Source organism: Paenirhizobium selenitireducens ATCC BAA-1503, assembly GCF_000518785.1.
Lineage (GTDB): Bacteria > Pseudomonadota > Alphaproteobacteria > Rhizobiales > Rhizobiaceae > Allorhizobium > Allorhizobium selenitireducens.
Window position 1 is genome coordinate 31,995 of the sequence record NZ_JAEG01000001.1, and the last position, 22,955, is coordinate 54,949.

25 protein-coding genes and 4 tRNA genes are annotated in these 22,955 nt (G+C 63.6%); 18 read left to right on the forward strand and 11 right to left on the reverse strand.

The annotated features are described in order from the left end of the window. Positions 1-15: 15 nt before the first annotated feature. From L867_RS0100165 to recJ, 5 genes are all read left to right on the forward strand, one after another. Positions 16-390 (forward strand): hypothetical protein, encoded by a 375-nt coding sequence (locus L867_RS0100165; RefSeq protein ID WP_051438743.1) that lies wholly within the window; start codon positions 16-18, stop codon positions 388-390. A gap of 228 nt (positions 391-618) precedes the next feature. Beyond that, the gene (locus L867_RS0100170; protein ID WP_028735000.1) at positions 619-1,836 is read left to right on the forward strand and encodes an LL-diaminopimelate aminotransferase; all 1,218 of its coding nucleotides are present in this window, start codon (positions 619-621) and stop codon (positions 1,834-1,836) included. 63 nt (positions 1,837-1,899) lie between these two features. Then, the gene (locus tag L867_RS0100175; RefSeq protein ID WP_028735001.1) at positions 1,900-3,219 is read left to right on the forward strand and encodes a homoserine dehydrogenase; all 1,320 of its coding nucleotides are present in this window, start codon (positions 1,900-1,902) and stop codon (positions 3,217-3,219) included. A 167-nt stretch (positions 3,220-3,386) separates the two neighbouring features. Continuing rightward, the gene (locus tag L867_RS27230; protein WP_156951545.1) at positions 3,387-3,557 is read left to right on the forward strand and encodes a hypothetical protein; all 171 of its coding nucleotides are present in this window, start codon (positions 3,387-3,389) and stop codon (positions 3,555-3,557) included. Between the two features lie 151 nt (positions 3,558-3,708). After that, on the forward strand, positions 3,709-5,511 hold the full coding sequence (recJ, locus tag L867_RS0100185; RefSeq protein WP_028735002.1) for a single-stranded-DNA-specific exonuclease RecJ: 1,803 nt from the start codon (positions 3,709-3,711) through the stop codon (positions 5,509-5,511). A 40-nt stretch (positions 5,512-5,551) separates the two neighbouring features. Here the strand turns inward: recJ and L867_RS0100190 are convergent. The 4 genes from L867_RS0100190 to gloA all read right to left on the reverse strand — a co-directional run bounded on the left by L867_RS0100190 (position 5,552) and on the right by gloA (position 7,542). Beyond that, positions 5,552-5,626 (reverse strand) — tRNA-Glu (locus tag L867_RS0100190). A gap of 192 nt (positions 5,627-5,818) precedes the next feature. Continuing rightward, positions 5,819-5,893: transfer RNA gene (locus tag L867_RS0100195), tRNA-Glu, on the reverse strand. A gap of 253 nt (positions 5,894-6,146) precedes the next feature. Then, positions 6,147-6,959, reverse strand: coding sequence for a RodZ family helix-turn-helix domain-containing protein (locus L867_RS0100200; protein WP_028735003.1), 813 nt, complete (start codon positions 6,957-6,959; stop codon positions 6,147-6,149). Between the two features lie 142 nt (positions 6,960-7,101). Then, positions 7,102-7,542 carry a lactoylglutathione lyase gene (gene gloA / locus L867_RS0100205; protein WP_028735004.1) on the reverse strand — a complete coding sequence of 147 codons (441 nt, stop codon included), beginning with the start codon at positions 7,540-7,542 and terminating at the stop codon, positions 7,102-7,104. A gap of 184 nt (positions 7,543-7,726) precedes the next feature. Between gloA and L867_RS0100210 the strand changes: the two genes are divergently transcribed. The 7 genes from L867_RS0100210 (at position 7,727) to L867_RS0100240 (ending at position 11,349) form a co-directional block, all read left to right on the forward strand. Further along, positions 7,727-8,305 (forward strand): cold-shock protein, encoded by a 579-nt coding sequence (locus L867_RS0100210; protein ID WP_028735005.1) that lies wholly within the window; start codon positions 7,727-7,729, stop codon positions 8,303-8,305. 24 nt (positions 8,306-8,329) lie between these two features. Further along, complete coding sequence (locus L867_RS0100215) at positions 8,330-8,791, forward strand: DUF192 domain-containing protein (protein WP_232363853.1); 462 nt, start codon at positions 8,330-8,332, stop codon at positions 8,789-8,791. A gap of 92 nt (positions 8,792-8,883) precedes the next feature. Beyond that, a tRNA-Pro gene (locus L867_RS0100220) sits at positions 8,884-8,960 on the forward strand. A gap of 202 nt (positions 8,961-9,162) precedes the next feature. After that, on the forward strand, positions 9,163-9,486 hold the full coding sequence (locus L867_RS0100225; RefSeq protein WP_028735007.1) for a hypothetical protein: 324 nt from the start codon (positions 9,163-9,165) through the stop codon (positions 9,484-9,486). Between the two features lie 340 nt (positions 9,487-9,826). Continuing rightward, the gene (locus L867_RS0100230; protein ID WP_028735008.1) at positions 9,827-10,132 is read left to right on the forward strand and encodes an ETC complex I subunit; all 306 of its coding nucleotides are present in this window, start codon (positions 9,827-9,829) and stop codon (positions 10,130-10,132) included. 66 nt (positions 10,133-10,198) lie between these two features. Continuing rightward, positions 10,199-10,275: transfer RNA gene (locus L867_RS0100235), tRNA-Arg, on the forward strand. A 312-nt stretch (positions 10,276-10,587) separates the two neighbouring features. Then, positions 10,588-11,349, forward strand: coding sequence for a hypothetical protein (locus L867_RS0100240; protein WP_028735009.1), 762 nt, complete (start codon positions 10,588-10,590; stop codon positions 11,347-11,349). Positions 11,350-11,492: 143 nt separating this feature from the next. On the opposite strand, the gene L867_RS0100245 is transcribed toward L867_RS0100240, so the two are convergent. From L867_RS0100245 to L867_RS0100260, 4 genes are all read right to left on the reverse strand, one after another. Further along, complete coding sequence (locus L867_RS0100245) at positions 11,493-12,266, reverse strand: amino acid ABC transporter ATP-binding protein (protein ID WP_028735010.1); 774 nt, start codon at positions 12,264-12,266, stop codon at positions 11,493-11,495. A gap of 15 nt (positions 12,267-12,281) precedes the next feature. Next, positions 12,282-13,436 (reverse strand): amino acid ABC transporter permease, encoded by a 1,155-nt coding sequence (locus tag L867_RS0100250; RefSeq protein ID WP_028735011.1) that lies wholly within the window; start codon positions 13,434-13,436, stop codon positions 12,282-12,284. 1 nt (position 13,437) lies between these two features. Next, positions 13,438-14,649: an amino acid ABC transporter permease gene (locus tag L867_RS0100255; protein ID WP_051438744.1), complete on the reverse strand. Its 1,212-nt coding sequence runs from the start codon at positions 14,647-14,649 to the stop codon at positions 13,438-13,440. 98 nt (positions 14,650-14,747) lie between these two features. After that, positions 14,748-15,776: an amino acid ABC transporter substrate-binding protein gene (locus L867_RS0100260; RefSeq protein ID WP_028735013.1), complete on the reverse strand. Its 1,029-nt coding sequence runs from the start codon at positions 15,774-15,776 to the stop codon at positions 14,748-14,750. 357 nt (positions 15,777-16,133) lie between these two features. Between L867_RS0100260 and L867_RS0100265 the strand changes: the two genes are divergently transcribed. Then, positions 16,134-17,324, forward strand: a complete 1,191-nt coding sequence (locus tag L867_RS0100265) for a cystathionine beta-lyase (RefSeq protein WP_028735014.1) — start codon at positions 16,134-16,136, stop codon at positions 17,322-17,324. A gap of 15 nt (positions 17,325-17,339) precedes the next feature. Here L867_RS0100265 and L867_RS0100270 read toward each other — a convergent pair whose 3' ends face one another. Beyond that, positions 17,340-18,506 carry an FAD-dependent monooxygenase gene (locus L867_RS0100270; protein ID WP_028735015.1) on the reverse strand — a complete coding sequence of 389 codons (1,167 nt, stop codon included), beginning with the start codon at positions 18,504-18,506 and terminating at the stop codon, positions 17,340-17,342. Between the two features lie 27 nt (positions 18,507-18,533). Beyond that, positions 18,534-18,779: a zinc-finger domain-containing protein gene (locus L867_RS0100275; protein WP_028735016.1), complete on the reverse strand. Its 246-nt coding sequence runs from the start codon at positions 18,777-18,779 to the stop codon at positions 18,534-18,536. A 165-nt stretch (positions 18,780-18,944) separates the two neighbouring features. Between L867_RS0100275 and L867_RS0100280 the strand changes: the two genes are divergently transcribed. Further along, the gene (locus L867_RS0100280; RefSeq protein ID WP_028735017.1) at positions 18,945-19,733 is read left to right on the forward strand and encodes an alpha/beta fold hydrolase; all 789 of its coding nucleotides are present in this window, start codon (positions 18,945-18,947) and stop codon (positions 19,731-19,733) included. A 29-nt stretch (positions 19,734-19,762) separates the two neighbouring features. Here L867_RS0100280 and L867_RS0100285 read toward each other — a convergent pair whose 3' ends face one another. Then, entirely contained in the window at positions 19,763-20,566 is an 804-nt protein-coding gene (locus L867_RS0100285) for an enoyl-CoA hydratase-related protein (RefSeq protein ID WP_028735018.1), read from the reverse strand. A gap of 74 nt (positions 20,567-20,640) precedes the next feature. Between L867_RS0100285 and cysE the strand changes: the two genes are divergently transcribed. From cysE to clpS, 4 genes are all read left to right on the forward strand, one after another. After that, the gene (gene cysE / locus L867_RS0100290; RefSeq protein ID WP_028735019.1) at positions 20,641-21,462 is read left to right on the forward strand and encodes a serine O-acetyltransferase; all 822 of its coding nucleotides are present in this window, start codon (positions 20,641-20,643) and stop codon (positions 21,460-21,462) included. A gap of 141 nt (positions 21,463-21,603) precedes the next feature. Then, entirely contained in the window at positions 21,604-21,807 is a 204-nt protein-coding gene (locus L867_RS0100295) for a DUF3126 family protein (RefSeq protein ID WP_028735020.1), read from the forward strand. Between the two features lie 193 nt (positions 21,808-22,000). After that, a complete protein-coding gene (locus tag L867_RS0100300) occupies positions 22,001-22,351 on the forward strand; it encodes a phasin family protein (RefSeq protein WP_028735021.1) in 351 nt (116 codons plus the stop codon). Positions 22,352-22,603: 252 nt separating this feature from the next. Beyond that, positions 22,604-22,951, forward strand: a complete 348-nt coding sequence (gene clpS, locus L867_RS0100305) for an ATP-dependent Clp protease adapter ClpS (RefSeq protein ID WP_028735022.1) — start codon at positions 22,604-22,606, stop codon at positions 22,949-22,951. The last annotated feature ends 4 nt before the right edge of the window (positions 22,952-22,955 follow it).

Genomic DNA, 22,955 nt, shown 5'->3' on the forward strand with positions numbered 1-22,955 from the left:
TGGGCAATTGGGACAATGCGAAGTGCAAGGCGCCTGACCGTGCTTGGCCTTCTGGCCGTGCTTTCGGCCTGCACGACGCCGGCCGGGACGACCGCCGAGGCACCGGGGCGTACGGCGAGCCTCGATGTGACCGTCGCTGATCCCGATGCTCCGGCCGCGGAGCTCTCGCGCTCGCCGGACGGTTACCCGGACTTTTCCGGTTCGCTGACCGCCGCCAATGTGCAGATGGGCAATGAGGAAGCCGCCGAATTGCAGGGCAAGCTCTCGGCCCTTGGTGCGGCGCGCAAGGCCGGCGCCATTTCCGAGGCCGAATATCAGCGCCGGCTCCTGCTGTTGCGCAAACTCGCGGCCGAACACGGGGCGGATGCGCAGGCGCAAATCGCCAAATAGCGCTTGCCTTTGCCCGGCTTTTTACGCAAAGCAACATATTGGGGGCAGGAGGGTTCCGCTTCGGACCGACCGGCCTTCGGGCGCAATTGCGCCAAGATTTGCGGCGACCATGCCGCAGGCATCCTAACTTCACCCGTCCCGGTTATGCGGTTCGTTGCGGGACGGGCTTCACCAGGCAAAACGAACCCGCCTGCCGCGGTCAAGTCCGTGCGGTCTCAGGGGTTGAAGATGGAAGAATTTCATAAGGTCCGGCGTCTGCCGCCATACGTTTTCGAACAGGTCAATCGTTTGAAGGCGAGCGCGCGAGCCGCGGGCGCCGACATCATCGACCTCGGCATGGGCAATCCGGACCTGCCGACGCCGCAGGCGATCGTCGACAAGCTGTGCGAAGTGGTCCAGGACCCGCGTACCCATCGCTATTCCTCGTCCCGCGGCATTCCCGGCCTGCGCCGCGCCCAGGCCGCCTATTATGCCCGCCGCTTCAACGTCAAGCTCAACCCCGACACCCAGGTCGTGGCAACGCTCGGCTCGAAGGAAGGCTTTGCCAACATGGCCCAGGCGATCACCGCGCCGGGCGACGTGGTGCTGTGCCCGAACCCGACCTATCCGATCCATGCCTTCGGCTTCCTGATGACCGGCGGCGTCATCCGTTCGATCCCGGTCGAGCCGGACGAGACCTTCTTCCCGCCGCTCGAACGCGCCGTGCGCCATTCGATCCCCAAGCCGATCGCGCTGATCATCAACTACCCGTCCAACCCGACGGCCCGCGTCGCCAGCCTCGATTTCTACAAGGACGTCATCGCCTTCGCCAAGAAGCATGAGTTGATCGTGCTGTCCGATCTCGCCTATTCGGAAATCTACTTCGACGACAACCCGCCGCCGTCCGTGCTCGAAGTGCCGGGCGCCATGGATGTCGCGGTCGAGTTCACCTCGATGTCGAAGACCTTTTCCATGCCCGGCTGGCGCATGGGTTTCGCCGTCGGCAATGAGCGGCTGATCGCGGCGCTGGCCCGCGTGAAGTCCTACCTCGACTATGGCGCCTTCACGCCGATTCAGGTGGCCGCGACCCACGCTCTCAACGGAGACGGGACCGACATTGCCGAGGTCCGCTCCATCTACAAGCGCCGCCGCGACGTGATGGTCGAGAGCTTCGGCAAGGCCGGCTTCGAAGTGCCGCCGCCGGCCGCAACCATGTTCGCCTGGGCGAAGATCCCGGAAAAGTTCCGCTCGCTCGGCTCCCTGGAATTCTCCAAGCTGCTAGTCGAGAAGGCCGACGTGGCGGTTGCCCCGGGCATCGGCTTCGGTGAGATGGGCGACGAATATGTCCGCCTCGCTCTCGTCGAGAACGAGCACCGCATCCGTCAGGCGGCCCGCAGCATCAAGAAGTTCCTGTCGACCGCCGACGAGACGATGCACAACGTGATCCCGCTCAACGCCCATCGCTGAATTCCCGGCGGCCCGTTTCGTGGCCGCCATTTCCCCAAGCTTCTGAATTGTCAGGATTTATTTATGGCTGATGCCCTTAAAATTGGCATTGCGGGTCTCGGCACCGTTGGTGCCTCACTGGTCCGCATCCTTCAACAGCGCAGCAACGAACTGGCCGTGTCCTGCGGCCGCGCCATCCAGATCACTGCCGTATCGGCGCGTGATCGCAGCAAGGATCGCGGCGTCGATCTGAGCGGCATCACCTGGTTCGACGATCCGGTCGAAATGGCCGAAAAGGGCGACATCGACGTGCTGGTCGAACTGGTCGGCGGCGCCGAAGGCACGGCCGACCAGTCGGTGCGCGCAGCGCTTGCGCGCGGCCTGCATGTCGTGACCGCCAACAAGGCACTGCTTGCACGCCACGGCGTCGAACTGGCGATCATGGCTGAGGAAAAGGGCCTGCTGCTCAACTACGAAGCGGCTGTGGCCGGCGGCATTCCCGTCATCAAGGCGATGCGCGAGAGCCTGACCGGCAACCATTTCTCCCGCGTCTACGGCATCATGAACGGCACCTGCAACTACATCCTGACCCGGATGGAGAAGGAAGGCCTGTCCTTCGAGGCCTGCCTCAAGGAAGCGCAGCGTCTCGGTTATGCCGAGGCCGATCCGACCTTCGACATCGAGGGCAACGACACGGCGCACAAGCTGTCGATCCTGACGACCCTCGCCTTCGGCAGCCAGATTTCCGCTGACGACATCTATCTCGAGGGCATCAGCAATATCTCGATCGAGGATATTCATGCCGCCCGCGACCTCGGGTTCCGCATCAAGCTGCTCGGCGTCGCCCAGCGCACCGAAACCGGCATTGAGCAGCGCGTGCACCCGACCATGGTGCCGCTCGATTCGGTGATCGCCCAGGTCGATGGCGTGACCAATGCGGTGGCGCTCGAATCCGACATCCTCGGCGAACTGCTGATGGTCGGCCCCGGCGCCGGCGGCAATGCCACGGCTTCGGCCGTGCTCGGCGACATTACCGACATCGCCAAGAGCCGTCCCGGCACCCAGCAGGTTCCGGTGCTCGGCCGTCCGGCCCATCTGCTGGAACCCTATCGCCAGGCGCAGATGCGCAGCCATGAGGGCGGCTACTTCATCCGCCTGACGGTGGTCGACCGCACCGGCGTCTTCGCCAGCATCGCCACCAAGATGGCGCATAACAACATTTCGCTGGAATCGATCGTGCAGCGGTCGGAACATTCCGCGGCCGACGCGCCGGTCACCATCATTCTCGTCACCCATGCGACGATGGAAGACGCCGTCCGCAAGGCCGTCGCCGCCATCAAGAGCGAAGGCTATCTCGTCGGCGAGCCGCAGGTGATTCGCATCGAGCGCCCGAAGACGGCCTGACCAGAGGTCCAAGGGGTGCCGGTTTTCTGAGCCGGCACCGCGCATTCTGGGCCATCCTGCCCGATTTTTCTTTCCGCCTCCGATTTTGTTAAAAGTATCCCCTCGCATCTTTCGCGCGAGGCGGTTACTCTATGCCTTCTGTGAAATCGGGTTCGGGGAGGGGCTTGATGATCTCAATCGACAAACGCGAGTTCGGCGGGAGGCAAGGCCGTGCGCGAAATGAGCGCTGGCGGCTGGAGGACGACGATTTCGAAGGCGCGCGCAACTGGGCGGTGATTCTGCTCTACGTGTCGCTGATGACGGTTCCATTCATGGTCGTCGCCTGGCTCCTGTCTTGAGGACGCGGTTTCGGCCCTGCCGGAACGATTGATCCGCAAGCCTGCCATCCGGAAAGATCCTGCGGTCGGTTCGATGCCCGACATGCGCAGGGCTGGTCATTTGCTGCCGGACCTGTAGAAAGGGCACAGGCTCAAAGGACAGCAATCTGGCATGGAAGAACCCGTCGATCCCGTTCCACGTGCATTTCTCGGCGTCGACCGCTCGGTCTCCGGGCAGCGTTGGGTCTCGCGCTTGGATCAGGCCGGCCAGAACCGCGCGTTGGCGATGAGCCAGCTGCACGGCATGCCCGAGCTTGTGGCGCGGGTGCTGGCCGGACGCGGCGTGGCCGTCGACGAGGCACCGGGCTTCCTGGAGCCGAGCATCCGCAACCTGATGCCGGATCCCTATCGTCTCACCGATTGCGAAGCGGCGGCCGAACGGCTTGTCCGGGCGATCGTCCGCGGCGAACGCGTGGCGATCTTCGGCGACTACGACGTCGACGGCGCGGCGTCGTCGGCCCTTCTCTCGCGCTTCCTGCACCATTTCGGCATTGACGCGGAGATCTACATTCCCGACCGCATTTTTGAGGGCTATGGGCCGAACCCGGCGGCGATCGGCCAGCTGATCGATCGCGGCGCGCGCCTGATCGTCACCGTCGACTGCGGCTCGACCAGCCTCGATGCGCTGGCGGTGGCGAAAGACCGCGGCATCGACGTGGTGGTGATCGACCACCACCAGATGGGCCACGAAATGCCGCCGTGTCTGGCCCTGGTCAATCCGAACCGCGAGGACGATCTGTCGGGGCAGGGGCATCTCTGCGCCGCCGGCGTGGTCTTCCTGGTGCTGGTCGCAACGCTGCGGGTGCTGCGCCAGAACGGTCATGCGCAGGCCCGCTCGCTTGATCTTCTGGCCTGGCTCGATCTGGTGGCGCTGGCGACGGTGTGCGACGTTGTGCCGTTGAAGGGCCTGAACCGTGCCTATGTCACCAAGGGACTGATCGCGGCGCGTCACCAGAACAATGCCGGGCTCGCCGCGCTGTTGCGCGTCGCCGGCATCGGCGGCCCGGTCACGCCCTATCATTTCGGCTTTCTCGTCGGCCCCCGCATCAATGCCGGCGGGCGCATCGGCGACGCGGCACTCGGCAGCCGTCTGCTGACGCTCGACGACGCGGGCGAAGCCGATCAGATCGCCGTCAAGCTCGACGAGCTGAACCGCGAGCGCCAGGCCATGGAACAGGTCATGCTGGCCGAGGCGGAAGCCGAGGCGCTGGCCGAGTATGGCGACGGGCAGGCGGCCTCGGTCATCGTCACGGCGCGCGACAACTGGCATCCGGGCATTGTCGGCCTGCTCGCCGCCCGGCTCAAGGAAAAGTTCAAGCGCCCGGCCTTCGCCATTGCCTTTGACTTGAACGGCAAGGGCACGGGCTCCGGCCGCTCGATCAACGGCTTCGACATCGGCCGCATGGTGCGCGCCGCCGTCGATTCGGGCCTGCTGGTGAAGGGTGGCGGACACGCCATGGCGGCGGGCCTGACCGTCGAGCGGGCCAATCTCGGCCGCCTGCGCACCTTCTTCGACGAGGCCTCCGCCGAACAGGTGGGAGCGCTTGCCGCCAATCAGACGCTGAAGATCGACGGCGCGCTCGGCGCATCCGGTGCCACCATCGCGCTGATCGATCAGTTGGAGACCGCGGGCCCCTTCGGCTCCGGCCATCCGCAGCCGATCTTCGCCGTGCCCGCCCATCGCCTGCGCGATGCCCGGCCGGTCGGCACCACCCATGTGAAGATCACGCTCGAGGCGGCCGACGGCACGCGGCTGGAGGGCATCGCCTTTCGCGCCGCCGAAACGGCGCTTGGCGACTTCCTGCTCAACGGGCGGGGAACGCAGGTCCACGTGGCAGGTACGCTCAGCGCCGACCACTGGCAGGGAACGCGCCGCGTGCAGATGCGCGTGCTGGACGCCGCCAAAGCGTTCTGATGTCGTGCGGATGATGGCGGGAGGATAACGTAAGGTGAAGTGGCACGCCCTAGGGGAGTCGAACCCCTCTTCCCAGAATGAAAATCTGGTGTCCTAACCGATAGACGAAGGGCGCCTGCGCTTCGTGGTGGCGCCCTTATAGTCAGGGCTCGGACAACCCGCAAGCGGAATCTTGCTGTTTTTCCATTCCAATTTTGAAAAAGTTCGGCCTGTGGAAAACCGCAGCCGGACGCGGCAAACGCGCGTCGCAAAGCGCGCGCTGGCGTTCAGATTCGAGCATTTTGGGGGAGGAAAATGAAAGCAGGAGTGGCACGCCCTAGGGGAGTCGAACCCCTCTTCCCAGAATGAAAATCTGGTGTCCTAACCGATAGACGAAGGGCGCGTGCGCTCCGTGGCGCCCTTATAGTCAGGTGATTTTATTCCCGCAAGCGGCAAATTCCGTTTTTTGCAAAAAATATGACAGCGCTCGTCCGGGCGGTGGCAAAGGCGCGATTGGGCAACGAATCCAGCGGCTTGCGGTGAAGTGAAAAAAAGGCTTCCGTAGCCTTCGCCTAGGTGAGGCCAAGGGAAAGAGGCTGGACGGCCGGTCGCTGGACATACCCGCGCCGGCAGGGCGTCAGACGGCCTGGAGGCCCCTAGTCCTTCTTCTTGCCGAACGCCGCCTTGAGGGACTCCAGCCATTTGCGCTTCTTCGGCTGCTCGGGCTCTGCAGGGTCCATTGCGGCCGCGGGCACGGTCTGGGCGACCTGCTGCTCGGCTTTGGCGACAGGCTGGGACGCTGCCGCTGCATCTTCGTAGATCGGTGTTTCGTCGGCCGCATAAACCGGCGTTTCGCCCGCCGTCTCGGGCGGAAGATAGGCTTGCTCGACGACGGGCGGCTGGGGCTGGCGCAGTTCGGCGCTGAACAGGCTCTTGCGCATGGGATTGACCTCGCGCGTCGGAAGCTCGGACGGAACGACGATGCTGGTCGAGCTGTCACTTCCGCTATCGGCCATGGCCACGGCCTGTGGGGCCGCCGGCGTCTCGGTCTCCGCAGCGGCAGGCACCGGCGATTCGCTTGCCGTGGTGGGCGCCTGCGAAAACAGGCTGTTGCGGCTTGCATTGACCGCGGTCGGCTGCTGGGTCAGTTCGCCGAGGTCGGCGGGAGCCTGCGCGGGGGCATAGGCGGCGATTGCGCCGTCACCGGTGGGGATCGCCGAGGGCCGAGCGGCCGGATCGGTCCCGGGCGCGGTGGCGCTCACCAGCGGATCGGTATAACCATTGGCGGTCTTCTTCGACGGGGCGGGTTTCGACGCTACTGCGCTTGCCGTCTCCATCGGCACCGCATCGCCCTGGGCCGCGCTGTCCTGCGCCGTGGTCTGGCAGGAGGCCAGCATGAGGGCTGCGGCCGCCGGAGCGGCGATGCGGCCGAAAAGACCGCCGGCGATGGATGGGATGTTGCGCGACACTGGCTGACCTCTGCACACGATGGGGTGACGCACGCGACGTGGGTCTCTTCACCGCGTCGCGTATGTCGTCCGCCGGCATCCGGCGGACTCTCGGTGCACTAAGGTCTAGCGCTTCAATCTTGCGCGAAGCGGGAAGCGAGGCTTACCAGGCGCCGGTGTTCGGCATGGAAAGCCAGGGTTCGGCCGGCGCCAGGCTTTCGCCCTTCTGCAGGATTTCGATCGAAATGCCGTCCGGCGAGCGCACGAAGGCCATGTGGCCGTCGCGCGGCGGGCGGTTGATGGTGACGCCATGGTCCATCAGCCGCTGGCAGATCGCATAGATGTCGTCGACCTCGTAGGCGAGGTGGCCGAAATTGCGCCCCCCGGTATAGTCTTCCGTATCCCAGTTGTAGGTCAGTTCCAGGCAGGGCGCCTTGTCGGCGCGCGCCCGGTCGAGGTCGTCGCGTGCGGCGAGAAAGACCAGCGTGAAGCGGCCCTTTTCGCTGTCCATCCGGCGGATCTCGGTCAGTCCGAAAATGGTGCAGTAGAAATCGAGAGACGCATCGAGATCTTTGACGCGAACCATGGTGTGAAGATAGCGCATGAAGGTCCTCCTGAGATTTGCAGGGATATGGGGCACACGACAGTTTCGAGCAAGGCTGCACGGGCAAAAAGCATTTGGGTATATGTGAAACTAGGACTTGCGTAGATCCGTTGCTCGAATGTTAATCTTAAGTTCAAGAATCAATTAACTCTGCGATGTGACGCGTTTCGAGGGGCTTTGGGAAATGGCGGACAGGATTTCACCGAATGGGCTCGCTGGGTTCGAAGAACTGTCCAGTGAAGCCGTCGACCTGATCGAGATCACCGGCGTCGTCAAGTGGTTCGACGTCGCCAAGGGTTTCGGCTTCATCGTTCCGGACAACGGCATGCAGGACGTGCTGCTGCACGTCACCTGCCTTCGCCGAGACGGCTACCAGACCATCCTCGAAGGCACGCGCATCGTCGCCCTCGTGCAGAAGCGTGATCGCGGCTACCAGACCTTCCGCATTCTCTCGATGGACCAGTCGACCGCGGTTCACCCCTCGCTGCTTCCGCCGGTACGCACCCATGTGCAGGTGACGGCGACCAGCGGCCTGGAGCGGGCTCTGGTAAAGTGGTTCAACCGTACCAAGGGTTTCGGCTTCCTGACGCGCGGCGAGGGCACCGAGGACATCTTCGTCCATATGGAAACGCTGCGCCGCTTCGGCCTGACCGAGCTTCGTCCCGGCCAGACCGTCCTGGTGCGCTTCGGACCGGGCGACAAGGGCCTGATGGCCGCCGAGATCCATCCCGACAATCCGGGCCCGTTGGTCCGGGCGCACTGAGGCTCCGCGATGGTCGGCAGACTGATGAAAAGCGCTTTCGTGGCGCTTTTTTTATGGGCGCTTGCCGGACCGATCGCGGCCCAGGCGCCGCATTTCGACCGCGCGCCGCTGTCGATCCGCACGACCGAGGGCAAGGAGATCACCCTCGACGTCGAATGGGCGATCACGCCCGAGCAGCGCGAGCACGGCCTGATGTTCCGCGAAGAGCTGGGCGACGATCAGGGCATGATCTTCGATTTCGGCACGGTGCGCGACGTGATGATGTGGATGAAGAACACGCCGCTGTCGCTCGACATGGTCTTCATCGACCAGCACGGGCGGGTGAAACGCGTCGCCAGCCGCACCACGCCCTATTCCGAGGCGATCGTCGGATCCGGCACACCGGTGCGCTATGTGCTGGAAATCCGCGGCGGGAGGGCTGCGGCACTGGGCATCGGCGAAGGGGCGGTGGTCACGCTGACCCCACCGACCGGCGCAGCCGACTAGCGGCGGCCGACGAATTCCAAGCGCGCGCGGAAAGCGGCTTTTAGCTGTTGCGGCTCAGCGGTGAACCGTGTATTGCGCTCCCATTGCTGGAACGGAGTGTAGCGCAGCCTGGTAGCGCATCTGGTTTGGGACCAGAGGGTCGGGAGTTCGAATCTCTCCACTCCGACCATTGCAAGCAGTGCCGATGCCCCATTCCGGCACAGTAAAAAATTCCGCCAATACTATCGCCAATCAGTATGCCGCCCCTTGGCTCGCCCGCCCGCCCGCCGGGCCGGCCTTGCGGCTTCAGCGCCTGTCTATGCGCGCGCGTTTGGCCGGAACCGATCGCCTTCCCGTCGCGTTCCCTTTGATCCAACAGGGAGGATAACATCATGACAAAACTCACAACCATCATCGCTGCCATCGGTATGGCGACCTTCATCTCAGGCCCGGGCCTTGCGGCCTGTCCCGAGGTGACGGGCTCGGTCGAGGGCAAGGCCGCGGCGGGTATTTCCAAGGACGGAACCCACGTTCCTCTCGAAGGCTCGGCCGATACCCAGGCCAACGCCTCCGGCGGCGTGCAGAAGGACGGCAACACCATGCCGCTTTCGGCCGACAAGAATCTCGCGACCTCCAACCAGGACGTCGCCGCCCAGCAGCAGGGCGAGGAAACCGCGGCCGCCTCGGCGGCGGACAAGGACAAATGCACCGACTAGCGGGGCATGGGCTCGATCGCACTGGCCGCGGCTGCAATGCCGTGGGTGGCTGAATGCGTCGAGATAGTCCCCGCTTCATGGCCGTGGTGACATTTACAGAGCGCTTCGCCGACAAGGCGTGGCGCTCTTGTTCTTTGCGCCCTGTTGCCGGAGGTTCCGCTTGAAAATGATCGCAATCGTCGCTACGACGGAAACAGTCATCCGGCATCGCGCCGGAGCCTCCGGGCCGGCCACGTGCAGGCCCCGGAACGGGAATTTGCCGCGGCGCCTGCCGTGGTTGGTGCCATGAACTGGACGGGGCAGGGTGAAGCCTGGCCGTCACTTTGGAGTTGGATGCGACATGTCTGCGAAGATCTACCGCCCCGCAAAGACCGCGATGCAGTCCGGCAAGGCGAAGACGCATGTGTGGATACTCGAATTCGACCAGGCCATCCCGCGTAAGATCGACCCGGTCATGGGCTATACGACCTCGGCCGACACCCGCCAGCAGCTCAAGCTGATGTTCGAGACGCAGGAGCAGGCCGAGGCCTATGCACAGCGCGAAGGCATCGACTACCGCGTCATCCCGCCGAAGGAAGCCAAGCGCCAGGTCGTCTCCTACACCGACAATTTCAAGTACAGCCGCCTGCAGCCCTGGACGCACTGACCATCGTTCGCGCAGGACCGTTCGGGTGCGCCGCGCCTTGCCCGTCGATCGGTCCTTCATCGACAAGGCCCCTTAGCTCAGCTGGATAGAGCACCTGCCTTCTAAGCAGGTTGTCGCAGGTTCGAGTCCTGCAGGGGTCGCCAAACCTACACCTAAGCCATTGAAGTCATTCAGGGTCCGACCAAGCAGGTCGGAGGTGCGACCTACAGTCCGGGACAGACGTTCCGAGGCGCCGCGCGCCGGCTTCTTCTTGTAGGCTTCGCGGGTGCAGATCTCGATCACGCGGAGCCGGCGCAACTTCCCGCCAGGCGCACGATCCGCTGGCATTTCCCGGGTCAAATCGGCTATCGCTGCCTCAGCATGATTCGCGCGGCCGGATTCGGTCGGTCGCGCCGTCATGGGGCTGGCGACCATCGCATGGGAGCGATCGGCGGCCGTCGAGGCGAGGGTTTTTCATGGCACGTCCCACCACTACGAGGCGAAAGCCGCGCAAGCGCAGCAGCACGGCGCGCAAGAAGTCGTCGAGTGGCGGCGGCCTCTGGCCGTGGGTCGTGGCGCTCGTTCTGGTCGCAGGCGCGATTGCAGCCTACGACAATCGCGACAAGCTGCCCCGGATGATCGCGGACTACCTGCCCAGCACTGCCAAGAACCCGTCGGGCATGCCCGCCGGGAACGGCTCCGACAATGCAGCGGCTTCGCGCCCGAAAGCGGATACCTCGCCCGCAAGGCCGGCGAAACCCGGCGACACGCGTGACAGCGGACCGATCCCGCCGGCCCCGGTCGGTACCGCCGCCGTCAAGCCGCCCGCCGCCGTTCCCGTGCCCGGCGGTCGTCCGGGCGACGCCTCCGAGGACGGCAAGGGTTTTGCCGGCAAGTTCTATTTCTGCGGAACCTCCGGCCTCGACAATTGCGTGGCCTCCGGCGACAGCTTCTGGTTCCGCAAGGGCCGTCTGGTGCTGGCCGACGTGGTGGCGCCGGCGACCGAGGACGCCCAGTGCCAGCAGGAGCGGGACAAGGGCTTTGCCGCCAAGGTGCGGCTGCGCGACCTGCTCAATGCCGGCCGCTTCGAACTTTCCGAGCTGAAGGGCCAGAACGTCTCGGCCGCCAGCCCGACCATGCGCGTCGTCACGCGCGACGGCCGGTCGCTCGGCGCCATGCTGGTGGCGGAAGGGCTGGCCCAGCCGCGCTTCGGCAAGCGGCAGTCCTGGTGCCCGTGAGCCAGCGCCACTGAGCGGCTGTCATCGGCGACCGTGGCGCGCCGGACGGAGATCACCGTCGTAACCAAGCATCGACCGCCCAATCAAAAAAGCCCGCGCCGGTGACCGGCGCGGGCTTTCTTATCTGATGTCCGGAGCAGCGATCAGTGCAGGATCTGGCTGAGGAACAGCTTGGTGCGCTCGTGCTGCGGATTGTCGAAGAACTCGGCTGGCGAATTCTGCTCGACGATCTGGCCCTGGTCCATGAAGATCACCCGGTTGGCGACCTGGCGGGCAAAGCCCATTTCATGGGTGACGCACAGCATGGTCATGCCTTCTTCGGCGAGACCCACCATGGTGTCGAGCACTTCCTTGATCATTTCCGGGTCGAGTGCCGAGGTCGGCTCGTCGAACAGCATGATCTTCGGGTTCATGCAGAGCGAACGGGCGATCGCCACGCGCTGCTGCTGCCCGCCGGACAGCTGGCCCGGATACTTGTTGGCCTGTTCCGGGATCTTGACGCGCTCGAGGAAGTGCATGGCGACCTCCTCCGCCTTCTTCTTCGGCATCTTGCGGACCCAGATCGGCGCCAGCGTGCAGTTTTCCAGGATCGTCAGGTGCGGGAAGAGATTGAAGTGCTGGAACACCATGCCGACTTCCCGGCGCACTTCGTCGATCTTCTTCAGGTCGTTGGTCAGTTCGATGCCATCGACGAAGATCTGGCCCGTCTGGTGCTCTTCGAGACGGTTGACGCAGCGGATCATCGTCGACTTGCCCGAACCAGACGGCCCGGCGATGACGATGCGCTCGCCCCGCATGACCTTCAGGTTGATGTCGCGCAGCACGTGGAAATCCCCGTACCACTTGTTCATGTTGATGAGGTCGACCGCGACATCGGTATCCGAGACGGTCATCTTGGTGGGTTGGACTTCAGCCATTGTTTTCCCCTGACGTTATTTTTTGTGGCCGGTATCGAGGTGCCGTTCCATGAATCCCGAATAGCGCGACATGCCGAAACAGAAAACCCAGAAAACGAAACCGGCGAAGATCAATCCGGTAAGCGGCGTGACCGGCGTCTGCCAGGCAGAGTCGCCGAACGAGGCCTTCACGACGCCGAGCAGGTCGTACATCGAGATGATGGTGACGAGCGACGTGTCCTTGAAGATGCCGATGAAGGTGTTGACGATGCCCGGGATCACCAGCTTGATCGCCTGTGGCAGGATGATGAAGGCCATCTTGTGGAAGTAGCTCAGCCCGAGCGCGTCCGCCGCCTCGTACTGGCCCTTCGGAATGGCCTGCAGCCCGCCACGAATGACCTCCGCCATATAGGCCGAGGCGAAGATCGACACGCCGATGAGCGCCCGCAGGAACTTGTCGATATTGTTGCCCGGCGTCAGGAACAGCGGCAGAAGCACGCTTGCCATGAAGAGCACGGTAATCAGCGGCACGCCGCGGATGAGTTCGATGAAGGCGACGGACACGGTCCTGACGATCGGCATCGGCGAGCGACGGCCGAGCGCCAGCAGGATCCCGAGCGGCAGCGACACGGCGATACCGACGAAGGACAGGATCATCGTCACCATCAGGCCACCCCAGAGTGGGGTTTCCACATGCGAGAGCCCGAACCAGCCGCCGAGCAGCAGGCCATAGGCGATGACCGGCAGTCCGATGAGCAGCAGAAGCGCGTTCAGCCCCTTGCGTGGCGCCTTGGGGATCAGGAACGGAGTGAGCAGGGTGACGAACAGCCCGACGACCAGCAGCGGTCGCCACAGCTCGCCGCGCGGATAGGAGCCGAACATGAACTGCACGAAACGATCGTTGACATAAGCCCAGCAGGCGCCGCTCCAGCCGTCCGGCTGGATGCCGCCCTGTACCGCCGTCGTGCAGACGGAACGGTCGGCGCCGGTCCACACGGCCGACAGGAAAAGCCAGTCAAGCAAGCCCGGAAGGAAGTAGAGGATCGCGGCGATGGCGACCAGCGTCAGGACCGTGTCCTGCACCGTTGCGAAGAGGTTCTTGCGCAGCCAGCCGATGGTCGTCGAATCCTTTCGGGGCGCGGCCTTGGCGGGCAGGAAAGTGTGACGGACGAAAGAAGTTCCGGTGTCCATGTCAGCGCTCCACCAAGGCCATTTTTGCATTGAACCAGTTCATGAACAGCGAGGTCAAGAGGCTGATGGTCACATAGACCGCCATCCAGATCGCGATGATCTCGACGGCCTTGCCGGACTGGTTGAGGATCGTACCGCCGACCGCGACGAGATCCGCGTAGCCGACCGCGACCGCCAGGGAGGAGTTCTTGATCAGGTTCAGATATTGCGAGGTGAGCGGCGGGATGATGATGCGCAGCGCCTGCGGCAGGACCACGAGGCGGGTCGTCGGTCCGGACCTGAGGCCAAGCGCATAGGCGGCCTCGGTCTGTCCCTTGGCAACCCCGCGAATACCGGCCCGCACGATTTCGGCGATGAAGGACGCGGTGTAGAGCGAGAGCGCGAGATAGAGCGCCAGGAATTCCGGCCCGATGACCATGCCACCGCTCATGTTGAACGAACCCGGGACGGGATAGTCGAACGATAGCGGCGCACCGAGGAGGGTAAAGACGACCACCGGCAGGAGAATGACCAGTGCCATGTTGACCCAGAGCACCGGCGGGCGTTTGCCGGTCGCCAGCTGGCGCCGGTTGGCCCAGATGGTGTAGAGAACCGCGGCGGCAATGCCGGCGACGAGCGACGCCGCGACGATGCCGAAACCTTCGCCGAACACCGGGGCCGGCATGTAGATGCCGCGGTTCGAGACGAAGAAGACGGCGCCTGGATTGTCCTTGGCATGCTGGAAAATGGTGCGGATTGCCGGCAGCAGTGCAAGCACGCCGAGATACCAGAAGAAGATGACGAGCAGCGGCGGAATGTTGCGGAAGATTTCCACATAGACCGTGCTGAGGCGCGAAATCAGCCAGTTGTGCGAGAGCCGGCCGATGCCGACCAGCAGGCCGACGATCGTTGCCGTGATGATGCCGAAAAACCCGATCACCAGGGTGTTGAGAAGGCCGACCTGCAGCGCGCGGAAATAGGTTGAATCGCTGGAATAGGCGATCAGGGATTGCGCGACGTCGAAGCCGGCGCGGCTGTTGAGGAAGCCGAAGCCCGAGGTCATGTTGGCGCGGGCAAGGTTCTGCGCGGCATTGGTCCAGGCGAAATAGATCACCCCACCGATCAGCAGCAGCGTTAGCGCTTGATAGACGATCTGTCTGAAGGCCTGATTATAGAGCAGCGATACCTTCGGACGGTCGTCGCCGCCCTGCATACGGGCGTCGGTCGCAGCCATCGATAATTCCCCTGTCGTTTGGTCACCCTTTTTGTCCGGGTGTTTCCGTCCGAAAAGGGAAGGCGGATGTCTCCGCCTTCCCGATAGTCAGATCGCGATCAGCGGATCGGAGGAGCGTACTGCAGGCCGCCCTTGTTCCACAGGGCGTTCAGGCCGCGGGCGATCTTGAGCGGCGAGCCTTCGCCGACATTGCGCTCGAAGCTTTCGCCATAGTTGCCGACGGCCTTGATGATCTGGACGGCCCAATCCTTCGGCAGGCCGAGGTCGGCACCGAGGGTAGAGTCGGCTTCTTCACCGAGGAAGCGCTTGATGTCCGGGTTCTCGGACTTCTTCATTTCCTCGACGTTTGCCTGGGTGATGCCGAATTCCTCGGCGGCGACCATGGCGTAGTGCGACCAGGTCACGACGTCGAACCACTTGGAGTCGTTCTGGCGAACGGCCGGGCCGAGCGGCTCCTTGGAGATGATTTCCGGCAGGACCTGATGGTCGTCCGGGTTCGCCATCTTCAGGCGGATCGAGTAGAGGCCCGAGGCGTCCGTGGTGTAGGCGTCGCAACGGCCGGCATTGTAGGCCGCATCGGCTTCGTCCTGGGCTTCAAACACGACCGGCTTGAATTCCATCTTGTTGGCGCGGAAGTAGTCGGCGAGGTTCAGCTCGGTGGTGGTGCCGGACTGTACGCAGATCGAGGCGCCGTTGAGTTCGAGCGCCGACTTCACGTTCAGTTCCTTCTTCACCATGAAACCCTGGCCGTCATAGTAGTTGATGGCGCGGAAATCGAAACCGAGCTGCGAATCGCGGCTCGTGCTCCAGGTGGTGTTGCGGGCGAGCATGTCCACTTCGCCCGACTGCAGGGCCGGGAAACGGTCCTTGGCAGAAAGCGGCGTGAACTTGACCTTGGTCGCGTCGCCGAACACGGCGGCGGCGACAGCCTTGCAGAGATCGGTATCGAGGCCGGTCCAGTTGCCGGAGGAATCCTGCGCGCCGAAGCCGGCGAGATTCGAACCGTTGACGCCGCACTGGACGAAACCCTTGGCCTTCACGTCATCGAGCGTGCCAGCAAATGCAGCCGACGCGCCCATTCCCAGGACTGCAGCGCCGAGTGCGGCTGACAGAAGAGTCTTGTTCATTTTTCCCAACCTTTTTCCGTTGTCTTTTGCTCTTGACCGCCGCGCGCCATGAGGTCGGCGCAGCTGGCCGGCTCGCGGCCCTCCCGGTGCGAGCCCGACTATCACAGTCTTAAATGGATCGACGGTCAAGTCTCGAGCTCAGAAATTGCGGCGAAAAGCGGCAAATTGCTAATTAAGCTGGAAAAACAGGCACAAATTGCCGTTTCCGATCAGCGAATGCTCAAAATTGGATCGCCCGAAAGCGCTTTGGCTCACCGGTTTGTCAATGGCAGGGTGACAAATCTCGGCTTGACCGCAAAGCTTGCGGCCTTCAAAAATCCCCGCTTCATACCTCGCAATCAGAAGGCCTCAGGTTTCATGAAGGACAGGAAAGACATGCTGGTTCGCGCCGGCACGGACACGAAGCTCTGCCATATCGGCCACGACCCGTCGAGTTTCCACGGCTTCGTCAATCCACCGGTCGTGCATGCCTCCACCGTGCTGTTTCCGGACGTTCGAACCATGGAGACGCGCGCCCAGAAATACACCTACGGCACGCGCGGCACGCCGACGACGGATGCGCTCTGCGAGGCGATCGACGAGCTTGAGGGGTCCGTCGGCACCATTCTCGTGCCCTCGGGGCTGGCCGCCATCACGGTCCCCTTCCTCGCCTTCCTCTCGGCCGGCGATCATGCCCTGATCGTCGATTCGGTCTATTCGCCCTGCCGCCATTTCTGCAACACCATGCTGGCCCGGCTCGGGGTCGAGGTCGAATATTACGATCCGGAGATCGGTGCCGGCATCGAGCAGCTGATCCGGCCGAACACCAAGCTGGTCCACACCGAGGCTCCGGGCTCGAACACGTTTGAAATGCAGGACATCCGGGCGATCGCCGATGCCGCCCACAGGCATGGCTGCGTGGTGACCATGGACAATACCTGGGCGACGCCGCTCTATTTCCGGCCGCTCGATTTCGGCGTCGACATCTCCATCCATGCCGCGACCAAGTATCCGTCCGGCCATTCCGACATCCTGATGGGCACGGTCTCGGCCAATGCCGCGCATTGGGAGAGGCTGAAGGAAGCGAACATCACGCTCGGCATCTGCGGTTCGCCGGACGATTCCTACATGATCCTGCGCGGGTTGAGGACGATGAACATTCGGCTTGAGCACCATGGCCGCAGCGCCCTTGCCGTGGCTGAGTGGCTGGAGGGCCGCGACGACGTGGCGCGCGTGCTGCATCCGGCGCTGCCGAGCTTTCCCGGCCACGACATCTGGAAGCGCGATTTCAAGGGTACGAGCGGCATCTTCTCCTTCGTCCTTGGCGCCGATTCGCAAGAGAAGTTCAAGCCGAAGGCACGGGCCTTCCTCGACGAACTCTCGCTGTTCGGCCTCGGCTATTCCTGGGGCGGCTTCGAGAGCCTGGCGGTCATGGTCAATCTCGATGACCGCACGATCCGCAAGGCGCCGAGTGAAGGCCCGGTCATCCGCCTGCAGATCGGCCTGGAGAATATCGAGGACATCGTCGCCGACCTCGAACGCGGCTTCAAGGCTGCCGCTGCCGTCTGAGCGGCAACCAGGGCCTCAGCCTTTGGCGCGATAGCCGTAGAGCCAGTCGAGATCGCCGGCGAGGCTCTGCGGCGAGCGCAGCGACAAGACGATGTCGCGGCCAAGGCGGATCGGCCCTTGGGCGTGATAGGCGAATTTGTTGAACGCGCCACGATGGCGCACCCGGGCGGCGCGCGCCTTGCGCGTCGCCTCGAAGCGCGAAAGCGCTTCGGGCAAGGGCAGGGGACCGCTCACCGCTCCGGCCAGCTCGAAGGCATCCTCGATCGCCATGGCGGCGCCCTGGGCGGAAAACGGCATCATCGCATGCGCCGCGTCGCCGATCAGCACCGTGTCGCGGCCATTCTGCCACCGTCCGTCCGAGGCCTCGTAGAGCGGCCAGAAGGTCGCCCGATCGATCGAGGCGAGCAGCGTGCAGATCTCGATGTTCCAGCCGGCGAACTGGCGCAGCAGCAACGCGCGCTGTCCGGCACTGCCTTCCGTTCCCCAGGTCTCTCCCGGGTTCATGCCGGCCGCGATGGCGACGATGTTGAAGCCGTCGATTTCCTTCAGCGGATAGGCGACGAGATGCGAATTCGGGCCGAGATAGGCGGTCACGTTGACCGGATCGAGGAAACCGGGGGCGACGGCGGCGGGCACGGTGAAGCGCCAGGCGATATTGCCGGAAAAGCTGATCTCGGGATGTCCGTCGATCAGTTTGCGCACCGATGACCAGGCACCGTCGGCCCCGACGACCAGGTCGCTCGGCGATCCGGCCAGGCGTTCGACCGCGGCATGGTCAGAAGGCTCGATGCGGCAGCCGAGATGGAGGCGGCAGAGCGGGTTGTGCAGCACTTGTGTCAGCAGCGCTTGCTGGAGCGTGGAGCGATGCAGCACGCCATAGGGCGATCCCCAGCGCTTGCGGGCAAAGGCGCCGGTCGGCACCGCAGCAAGCTGCTTCAGCGTCACGCCCGAGGCCAGGCGCACTTCGTCCGGTTCGCGCCAGTGGCGCTCGATCTCATCGAGAGCGCCGAGTTCGGCCAGAATGCGGGAGGCATTGGGGGAAATTTGCAGGCCGGCGCCGACTTCGGCGAGTTGCGGGGCCTGCTCGAAGATAGCGCAGTGCACGCCGTGTCGCGCCAAGGCAAGCGCAGCCGTGAGACCCGCCACCCCGGCTCCGATAATGGCGGCGGTCTTGATCGACATGAATGATCCGATCAGGAACGGTGCCGGCTACGCGGCCTTGACATGATAGACGCAGCCGGGCGGGTTCGTCTGCTCGGCCTTGAGCGAAGGGTTGTAGCGGTAGAGCGTCGAGCAGTAGGAGCACACCTTTTCGGTGTCATGTCCCATGTCGATGAAGATGTGCGGATGGTCGAAGGGGGAGGACGCGCCTGTGCACATGAATTCCTTCACGCCGATTTCGATCACCTGATGACCGCCGTCGTTCTGGAAATGGGGAATGCTGTGCCCGGCCATGTTCGTCTCCGCTATGCCATTCAACGCGGCGGACCATATCGCCGTTCGATCGAAATGTGTAGAGCCAAACACATACCCGGCCGACAGAAAATCGGGTCGACCGGGTTGGACCGGCGGCCGGTATTTTATAGTGTGGCGCAAATTCGATGCCGACAGGACATGCTGATGAATCTCGATGCCCCGCCTTTCTCGCTCTTCTATCATGAAGGTCTGCAACTCGCCTATTTCGACGAGGGCGATCCGGCGGGCGATCCCGTTCTGCTGATCCACGGCTTCGCCTCGACCGCGAGCGTCAACTGGGTCTATCCTGGCTGGCTGAAGACGCTGGGCGAGGCGGGCTACCGGGTGATCGCCATTGACAATCGCGGGCACGGCGCCAGCGACCGTCCGCATGATCCGCAAGCCTACCATCCCTCGCTGATGGCCGGCGATGCGGCAGCGCTTCTGACCCATCTGGGCATCGAACAGGCCCACGTCATGGGCTATTCCATGGGCGCGCGCATCTCGGCCTTCCTTGCCATAGAGCACGCCAATCGCGTCCGCTCGCTGGTGCTCGGCGGTCTTGGCATCGGGCTGTGCGACGGCGTGGGGGACTGGGATCCGATCGCCGAGGCACTGCTTGCACCGTCGATCGCCGATGTCACCCATCCGCGCGGCCGCATGTTTCGCGCCTTTGCCGACCAGACCCATTCCGATCGCTTCGCGCTAGCCGCCTGCATCAAGACGTCGCGGGTGCTGGTCGAGCGCGGCGACATCGCCAGGGTCGACGTGCCCACCCTGATCGCCGTCGGCACCAAGGACGACATCGCCGGATCGCCGCAGGAACTGGCGGCCCTGATGCCGCACGCGACGGCGATCGACATTCCCAATCGCGATCACATGCTCGCCGTCGGCGACAAGGTCTTGAAGAAGGCGGTCATCGACTTCTACCGGCATATCGCGGCAAACGGATGAGGTGCCTCACGCATCCGGTCCAGCCGTGATCAGCGGCCGGTAAAGGTCGGCCGTCGCCTTTCGGCGAAGGCGGCCCGGCCCTCGGCATAGTCGGCGCTGTCGAAGGTCGAAGCGCCGAACACCTCGGCTTCGCGCAGGAGATCCTCGTCCTGCTGGGTTGCTGCGCGGATGGCGAGCTTTGAGGCGCGCACCGACAGCGGCGCATTGTTGGCGATCGTCTCGGCCAGCCTCAAGGCTTCGGCCTCGAGCGCCTCCGGCGTCGTCACCTGCAGGAGGAAACCGCAGGCGAGCAACTGCGCCGGGCTCATCGGCGCGCCGGTGTAGAGCGCCATGCGTGCCATCTGCGTTCCCATCGACTGGACGAAATCCTGCACCGCATCCGCCGGATAGGCGAGGCCGAGCCGGGCGGCGGGCACCGCGAAGGCCGAGCCTTCGGCCGCGATGCGCAGGTCGGCGGCGGCCGCAAGCCCGAAGCCGCCGCCGTAGCAGATGCCGCGGATCGCGGCGATCACCGGGACGTTCGAGTCGCGGATGGCCGCGAAGGCCTTGCTGTTGTCGTCTTCGTAGAGCCGCGCGGTCGGCGTATCCTTGCGCACAACGGGGAATTCGGAGATGTCGGCGCCCGCGCTGAAATCGCTCTCGCCGGCGCCCATCAGCAGGATCACCCGGGCCTCGCCTTCGCCACACAGCCAGTGCATCGCCTCGGGGATTGCCCGCCACATGGCGGCATTGATCGCGTTCTTGCGATCGGCATTGGCGATGAGGAGAATGCCCGTTCCGGCCTGGCTTGCGGCGCGGATCATGCCGGCGGCAAAATCGTGGGTACGTTTCATTTGGGTAGGCCCATTTATGTTGATTCACGGATCGACTATATAATGCGCTCGAACAGGAAACGAGGAGACCGGCAATGGCCGCAAAAAGCGAAATCCTCAAGAGAGAGCACGTGCAGTCGATGGATCCGATCTGGGACAGCCTTCGCAGCGAAGCGCGGCTTGCCGCCGATCACGATCCGCTGCTGGCCGCCTTCCTCTATTCCACGGTGCTCAACCATCATTCCCTTGAGGATTGCGTGATCTACCGGATCTGCGAGCGCCTCGATCATCCCGATCTGCAGGCGATCCTGCTGCGCCAGACCTTCGACGAGATGCTGCGCGACTGGCCGGAATGGGGTTCGATCATGCGCGTCGATATCCAGGCGGTCTATGACCGCGACCCTGCCTGCACCCGCTTCATGGAGCCCGTCCTTTATTTCAAGGGCTTCCATGCCATCCAGACCCATCGTCTGGCCCATTGGCTGTGGAATCGCGGGCGGCGCGACTTCGCGCTCTATCTCCAGAGCCGCGCGTCGAGCGTCTTCCAGACCGACATCAACCCGGCGGCGCGCATCGGCAAGGGCATCTTCCTCGATCACGCCACCGGCCTCGTCGTCGGCGAGACGGCGCGCATCGGCGACAACGTTTCGATCCTGCACGGCGTCACGCTCGGCGGCACCGGCAAGGAGGGGGCGGACCGTCATCCCAAGATCGGCGACGGCGTGCTGATCGGTGCCGGGGCCAAGGTGCTGGGCAACATCGAGGTGGGCTGCTGCTCGCGCATCGCCGCAGGCTCGGTGGTGTTGAAGCCCGTGCCGCGCGGCTCGACGGTCGCCGGCGTTCCGGCACGCGTGGTGGGGGAGGCAGGTTGTGCCGAGCCGGCGCGCTCCATGGACCAGATGCTCGCGGCGGATTGACCGCCGGCGGCGGGGCAGGGCCGGACCTTGTGTCCGGCCGGGCGGCCCGCCGCGGCAAAGATTGGCCTTTCGCGTCTTTACAGCGGCGGATGGCGCATGCGACAAGCGGCCCGAATTTGAATCGCCGATGGAGAATGGATCGTGAAGCCCGAAGAAATCAAGAAACTCGACGCCTATTTCAAGCGGATGTTCAATCCGGCGATGGCGGTCAAGGCTCGCCCCCGCAAGGATGACTCGGCCGAAGTCTACGTGGGCGACGAGTTCCTCGGCGTGGTTTTCCGGGACGACGAAGACGGCGATCTGTCCTATAATTTTTCCATGGCGATCCTCGACGTCGATCTTTAAGCCAGCGGTTGCATGATCGCTGATATATGTTTTCCCTTTCAAGGGAACGCGGCCGACCGGGCTCCGGTCGGCCTTAACTTTGGTCAAAAATACAACTAAAACGGGATACCGCATCGCACAAAACACTTGACTGATTTTGTGCAACTGCTATCTATCTGAGCACCGAATGAAACGGACCTGAAGGAGTGGTGGCATGATCAATTTGGACGAAGCCAACAAGAAGGGCAAGGAAGCCATGGACGCGGTACTGAAGAACTATTCCGAGGTCGCCAAGGGTTTCCAGGCAATCGCGACCGAGGCTTCCGAGTACTCGAAGAAGTCCTTCCAGGACGTCTCTTCCCACATGGAAGCGCTGTCGGGCGTGAAGAGCATCGAAACCGCTCTTGAGCTGCAGACCAACTTCATCAAGTCGTCGTATGAGAGCTTCGTCGCCGAAGCCACCAAGATGAGCGACATGTACGCCGATCTCGCCAAGGTGGCCTACAAGCCTTACGAAGCACCGATCGCCAAGGCGACCGGCATGAAGATGCCGACCGCGGCCTGACACCAGCCTTCCAGATCGTCAAGATTGCAAGACCGGCCGCAAATCTGCGGCCGGTCTTGCCATTTGTGCCGCCTTGTATAAGCCTGAAGGCTCTTTTTGAGCCTGCTTCGCGGATGCGTCGCGCAATTCTGTTTGCGCTGTGCGAAGGGGGGCTTAAAATCACCGAATTATGAACTACCTTACTGAGCTGAGTGTTTGTCCGTCGCGTTGCGTCTTCGGCAGATCGGCCGGACAATTGGAGAATGAACTGAAATGATCGCCAAGCCGGTCGTCATGCAAAGCCAGCGGGACGGGGACAACGCCAATCGTGGCACCTCGGTGATCACGCGTACCAAGCCTAAGACGAAGAAACCGAACCTGTACCGCGTCCTGCTTCTCAACGATGACTATACCCCGATGGAATTCGTGATCCATGTACTGGAGCGCTTTTTCCAGAAGGACAGGGAAGCAGCCACCCGCATCATGTTGCACGTTCACAATCATGGTGTCGGGGAATGTGGCGTCTTCACCTACGAAGTCGCCGAGACGAAGGTAAGCCAGGTAATGGATTTCGCCAGGCAGCATGAGCATCCGCTTCAATGCGTCATGGAAAAGAAGTGAGGAA

Bases quoted from the DNA above. Each gene is read 5' to 3' on its own strand.
- gloA (WP_028735004.1), bottom strand. From the start codon at position 7,542: ATGCGCTATCTTCACACCATGGTTCGCGTCAAAGATCTCGATGCGTCT.
- L867_RS0100170 (WP_028735000.1), top strand. From the start codon at position 619: ATGGAAGAATTTCATAAGGTCCGGCGTCTGCCGCCATACGTTTTCGAA.
- L867_RS0100250 (WP_028735011.1), bottom strand. From the start codon at position 13,436: ATGGACACCGGAACTTCTTTCGTCCGTCACACTTTCCTGCCCGCCAAG.
- L867_RS0100285 (WP_028735018.1), bottom strand. From the start codon at position 20,566: ATGAAACGTACCCACGATTTTGCCGCCGGCATGATCCGCGCCGCAAGC.
- L867_RS0100255 (WP_051438744.1), bottom strand. From the start codon at position 14,649: ATGGCTGCGACCGACGCCCGTATGCAGGGCGGCGACGACCGTCCGAAG.
- L867_RS0100240 (WP_028735009.1), top strand. From the start codon at position 10,588: ATGGCACGTCCCACCACTACGAGGCGAAAGCCGCGCAAGCGCAGCAGC.
- L867_RS0100280 (WP_028735017.1), top strand. From the start codon at position 18,945: ATGAATCTCGATGCCCCGCCTTTCTCGCTCTTCTATCATGAAGGTCTG.
- L867_RS27230 (WP_156951545.1), top strand. From the start codon at position 3,387: ATGATCTCAATCGACAAACGCGAGTTCGGCGGGAGGCAAGGCCGTGCG.
- L867_RS0100245 (WP_028735010.1), bottom strand. From the start codon at position 12,266: ATGGCTGAAGTCCAACCCACCAAGATGACCGTCTCGGATACCGATGTC.
- L867_RS0100260 (WP_028735013.1), bottom strand. From the start codon at position 15,776: ATGAACAAGACTCTTCTGTCAGCCGCACTCGGCGCTGCAGTCCTGGGA.
- clpS (WP_028735022.1), top strand. From the start codon at position 22,604: ATGATCGCCAAGCCGGTCGTCATGCAAAGCCAGCGGGACGGGGACAAC.
- L867_RS0100265 (WP_028735014.1), top strand. From the start codon at position 16,134: ATGAAGGACAGGAAAGACATGCTGGTTCGCGCCGGCACGGACACGAAG.
- recJ (WP_028735002.1), top strand. From the start codon at position 3,709: ATGGAAGAACCCGTCGATCCCGTTCCACGTGCATTTCTCGGCGTCGAC.
- L867_RS0100215 (WP_232363853.1), top strand. From the start codon at position 8,330: ATGAAAAGCGCTTTCGTGGCGCTTTTTTTATGGGCGCTTGCCGGACCG.
- L867_RS0100270 (WP_028735015.1), bottom strand. From the start codon at position 18,506: ATGTCGATCAAGACCGCCGCCATTATCGGAGCCGGGGTGGCGGGTCTC.
- L867_RS0100165 (WP_051438743.1), top strand. From the start codon at position 16: ATGCGAAGTGCAAGGCGCCTGACCGTGCTTGGCCTTCTGGCCGTGCTT.
- L867_RS0100275 (WP_028735016.1), bottom strand. From the start codon at position 18,779: ATGGCCGGGCACAGCATTCCCCATTTCCAGAACGACGGCGGTCATCAG.
- L867_RS0100210 (WP_028735005.1), top strand. From the start codon at position 7,727: ATGGCGGACAGGATTTCACCGAATGGGCTCGCTGGGTTCGAAGAACTG.
- L867_RS0100225 (WP_028735007.1), top strand. From the start codon at position 9,163: ATGACAAAACTCACAACCATCATCGCTGCCATCGGTATGGCGACCTTC.
- L867_RS0100230 (WP_028735008.1), top strand. From the start codon at position 9,827: ATGTCTGCGAAGATCTACCGCCCCGCAAAGACCGCGATGCAGTCCGGC.
- L867_RS0100175 (WP_028735001.1), top strand. From the start codon at position 1,900: ATGGCTGATGCCCTTAAAATTGGCATTGCGGGTCTCGGCACCGTTGGT.
- L867_RS0100300 (WP_028735021.1), top strand. From the start codon at position 22,001: ATGATCAATTTGGACGAAGCCAACAAGAAGGGCAAGGAAGCCATGGAC.
- cysE (WP_028735019.1), top strand. From the start codon at position 20,641: ATGGCCGCAAAAAGCGAAATCCTCAAGAGAGAGCACGTGCAGTCGATG.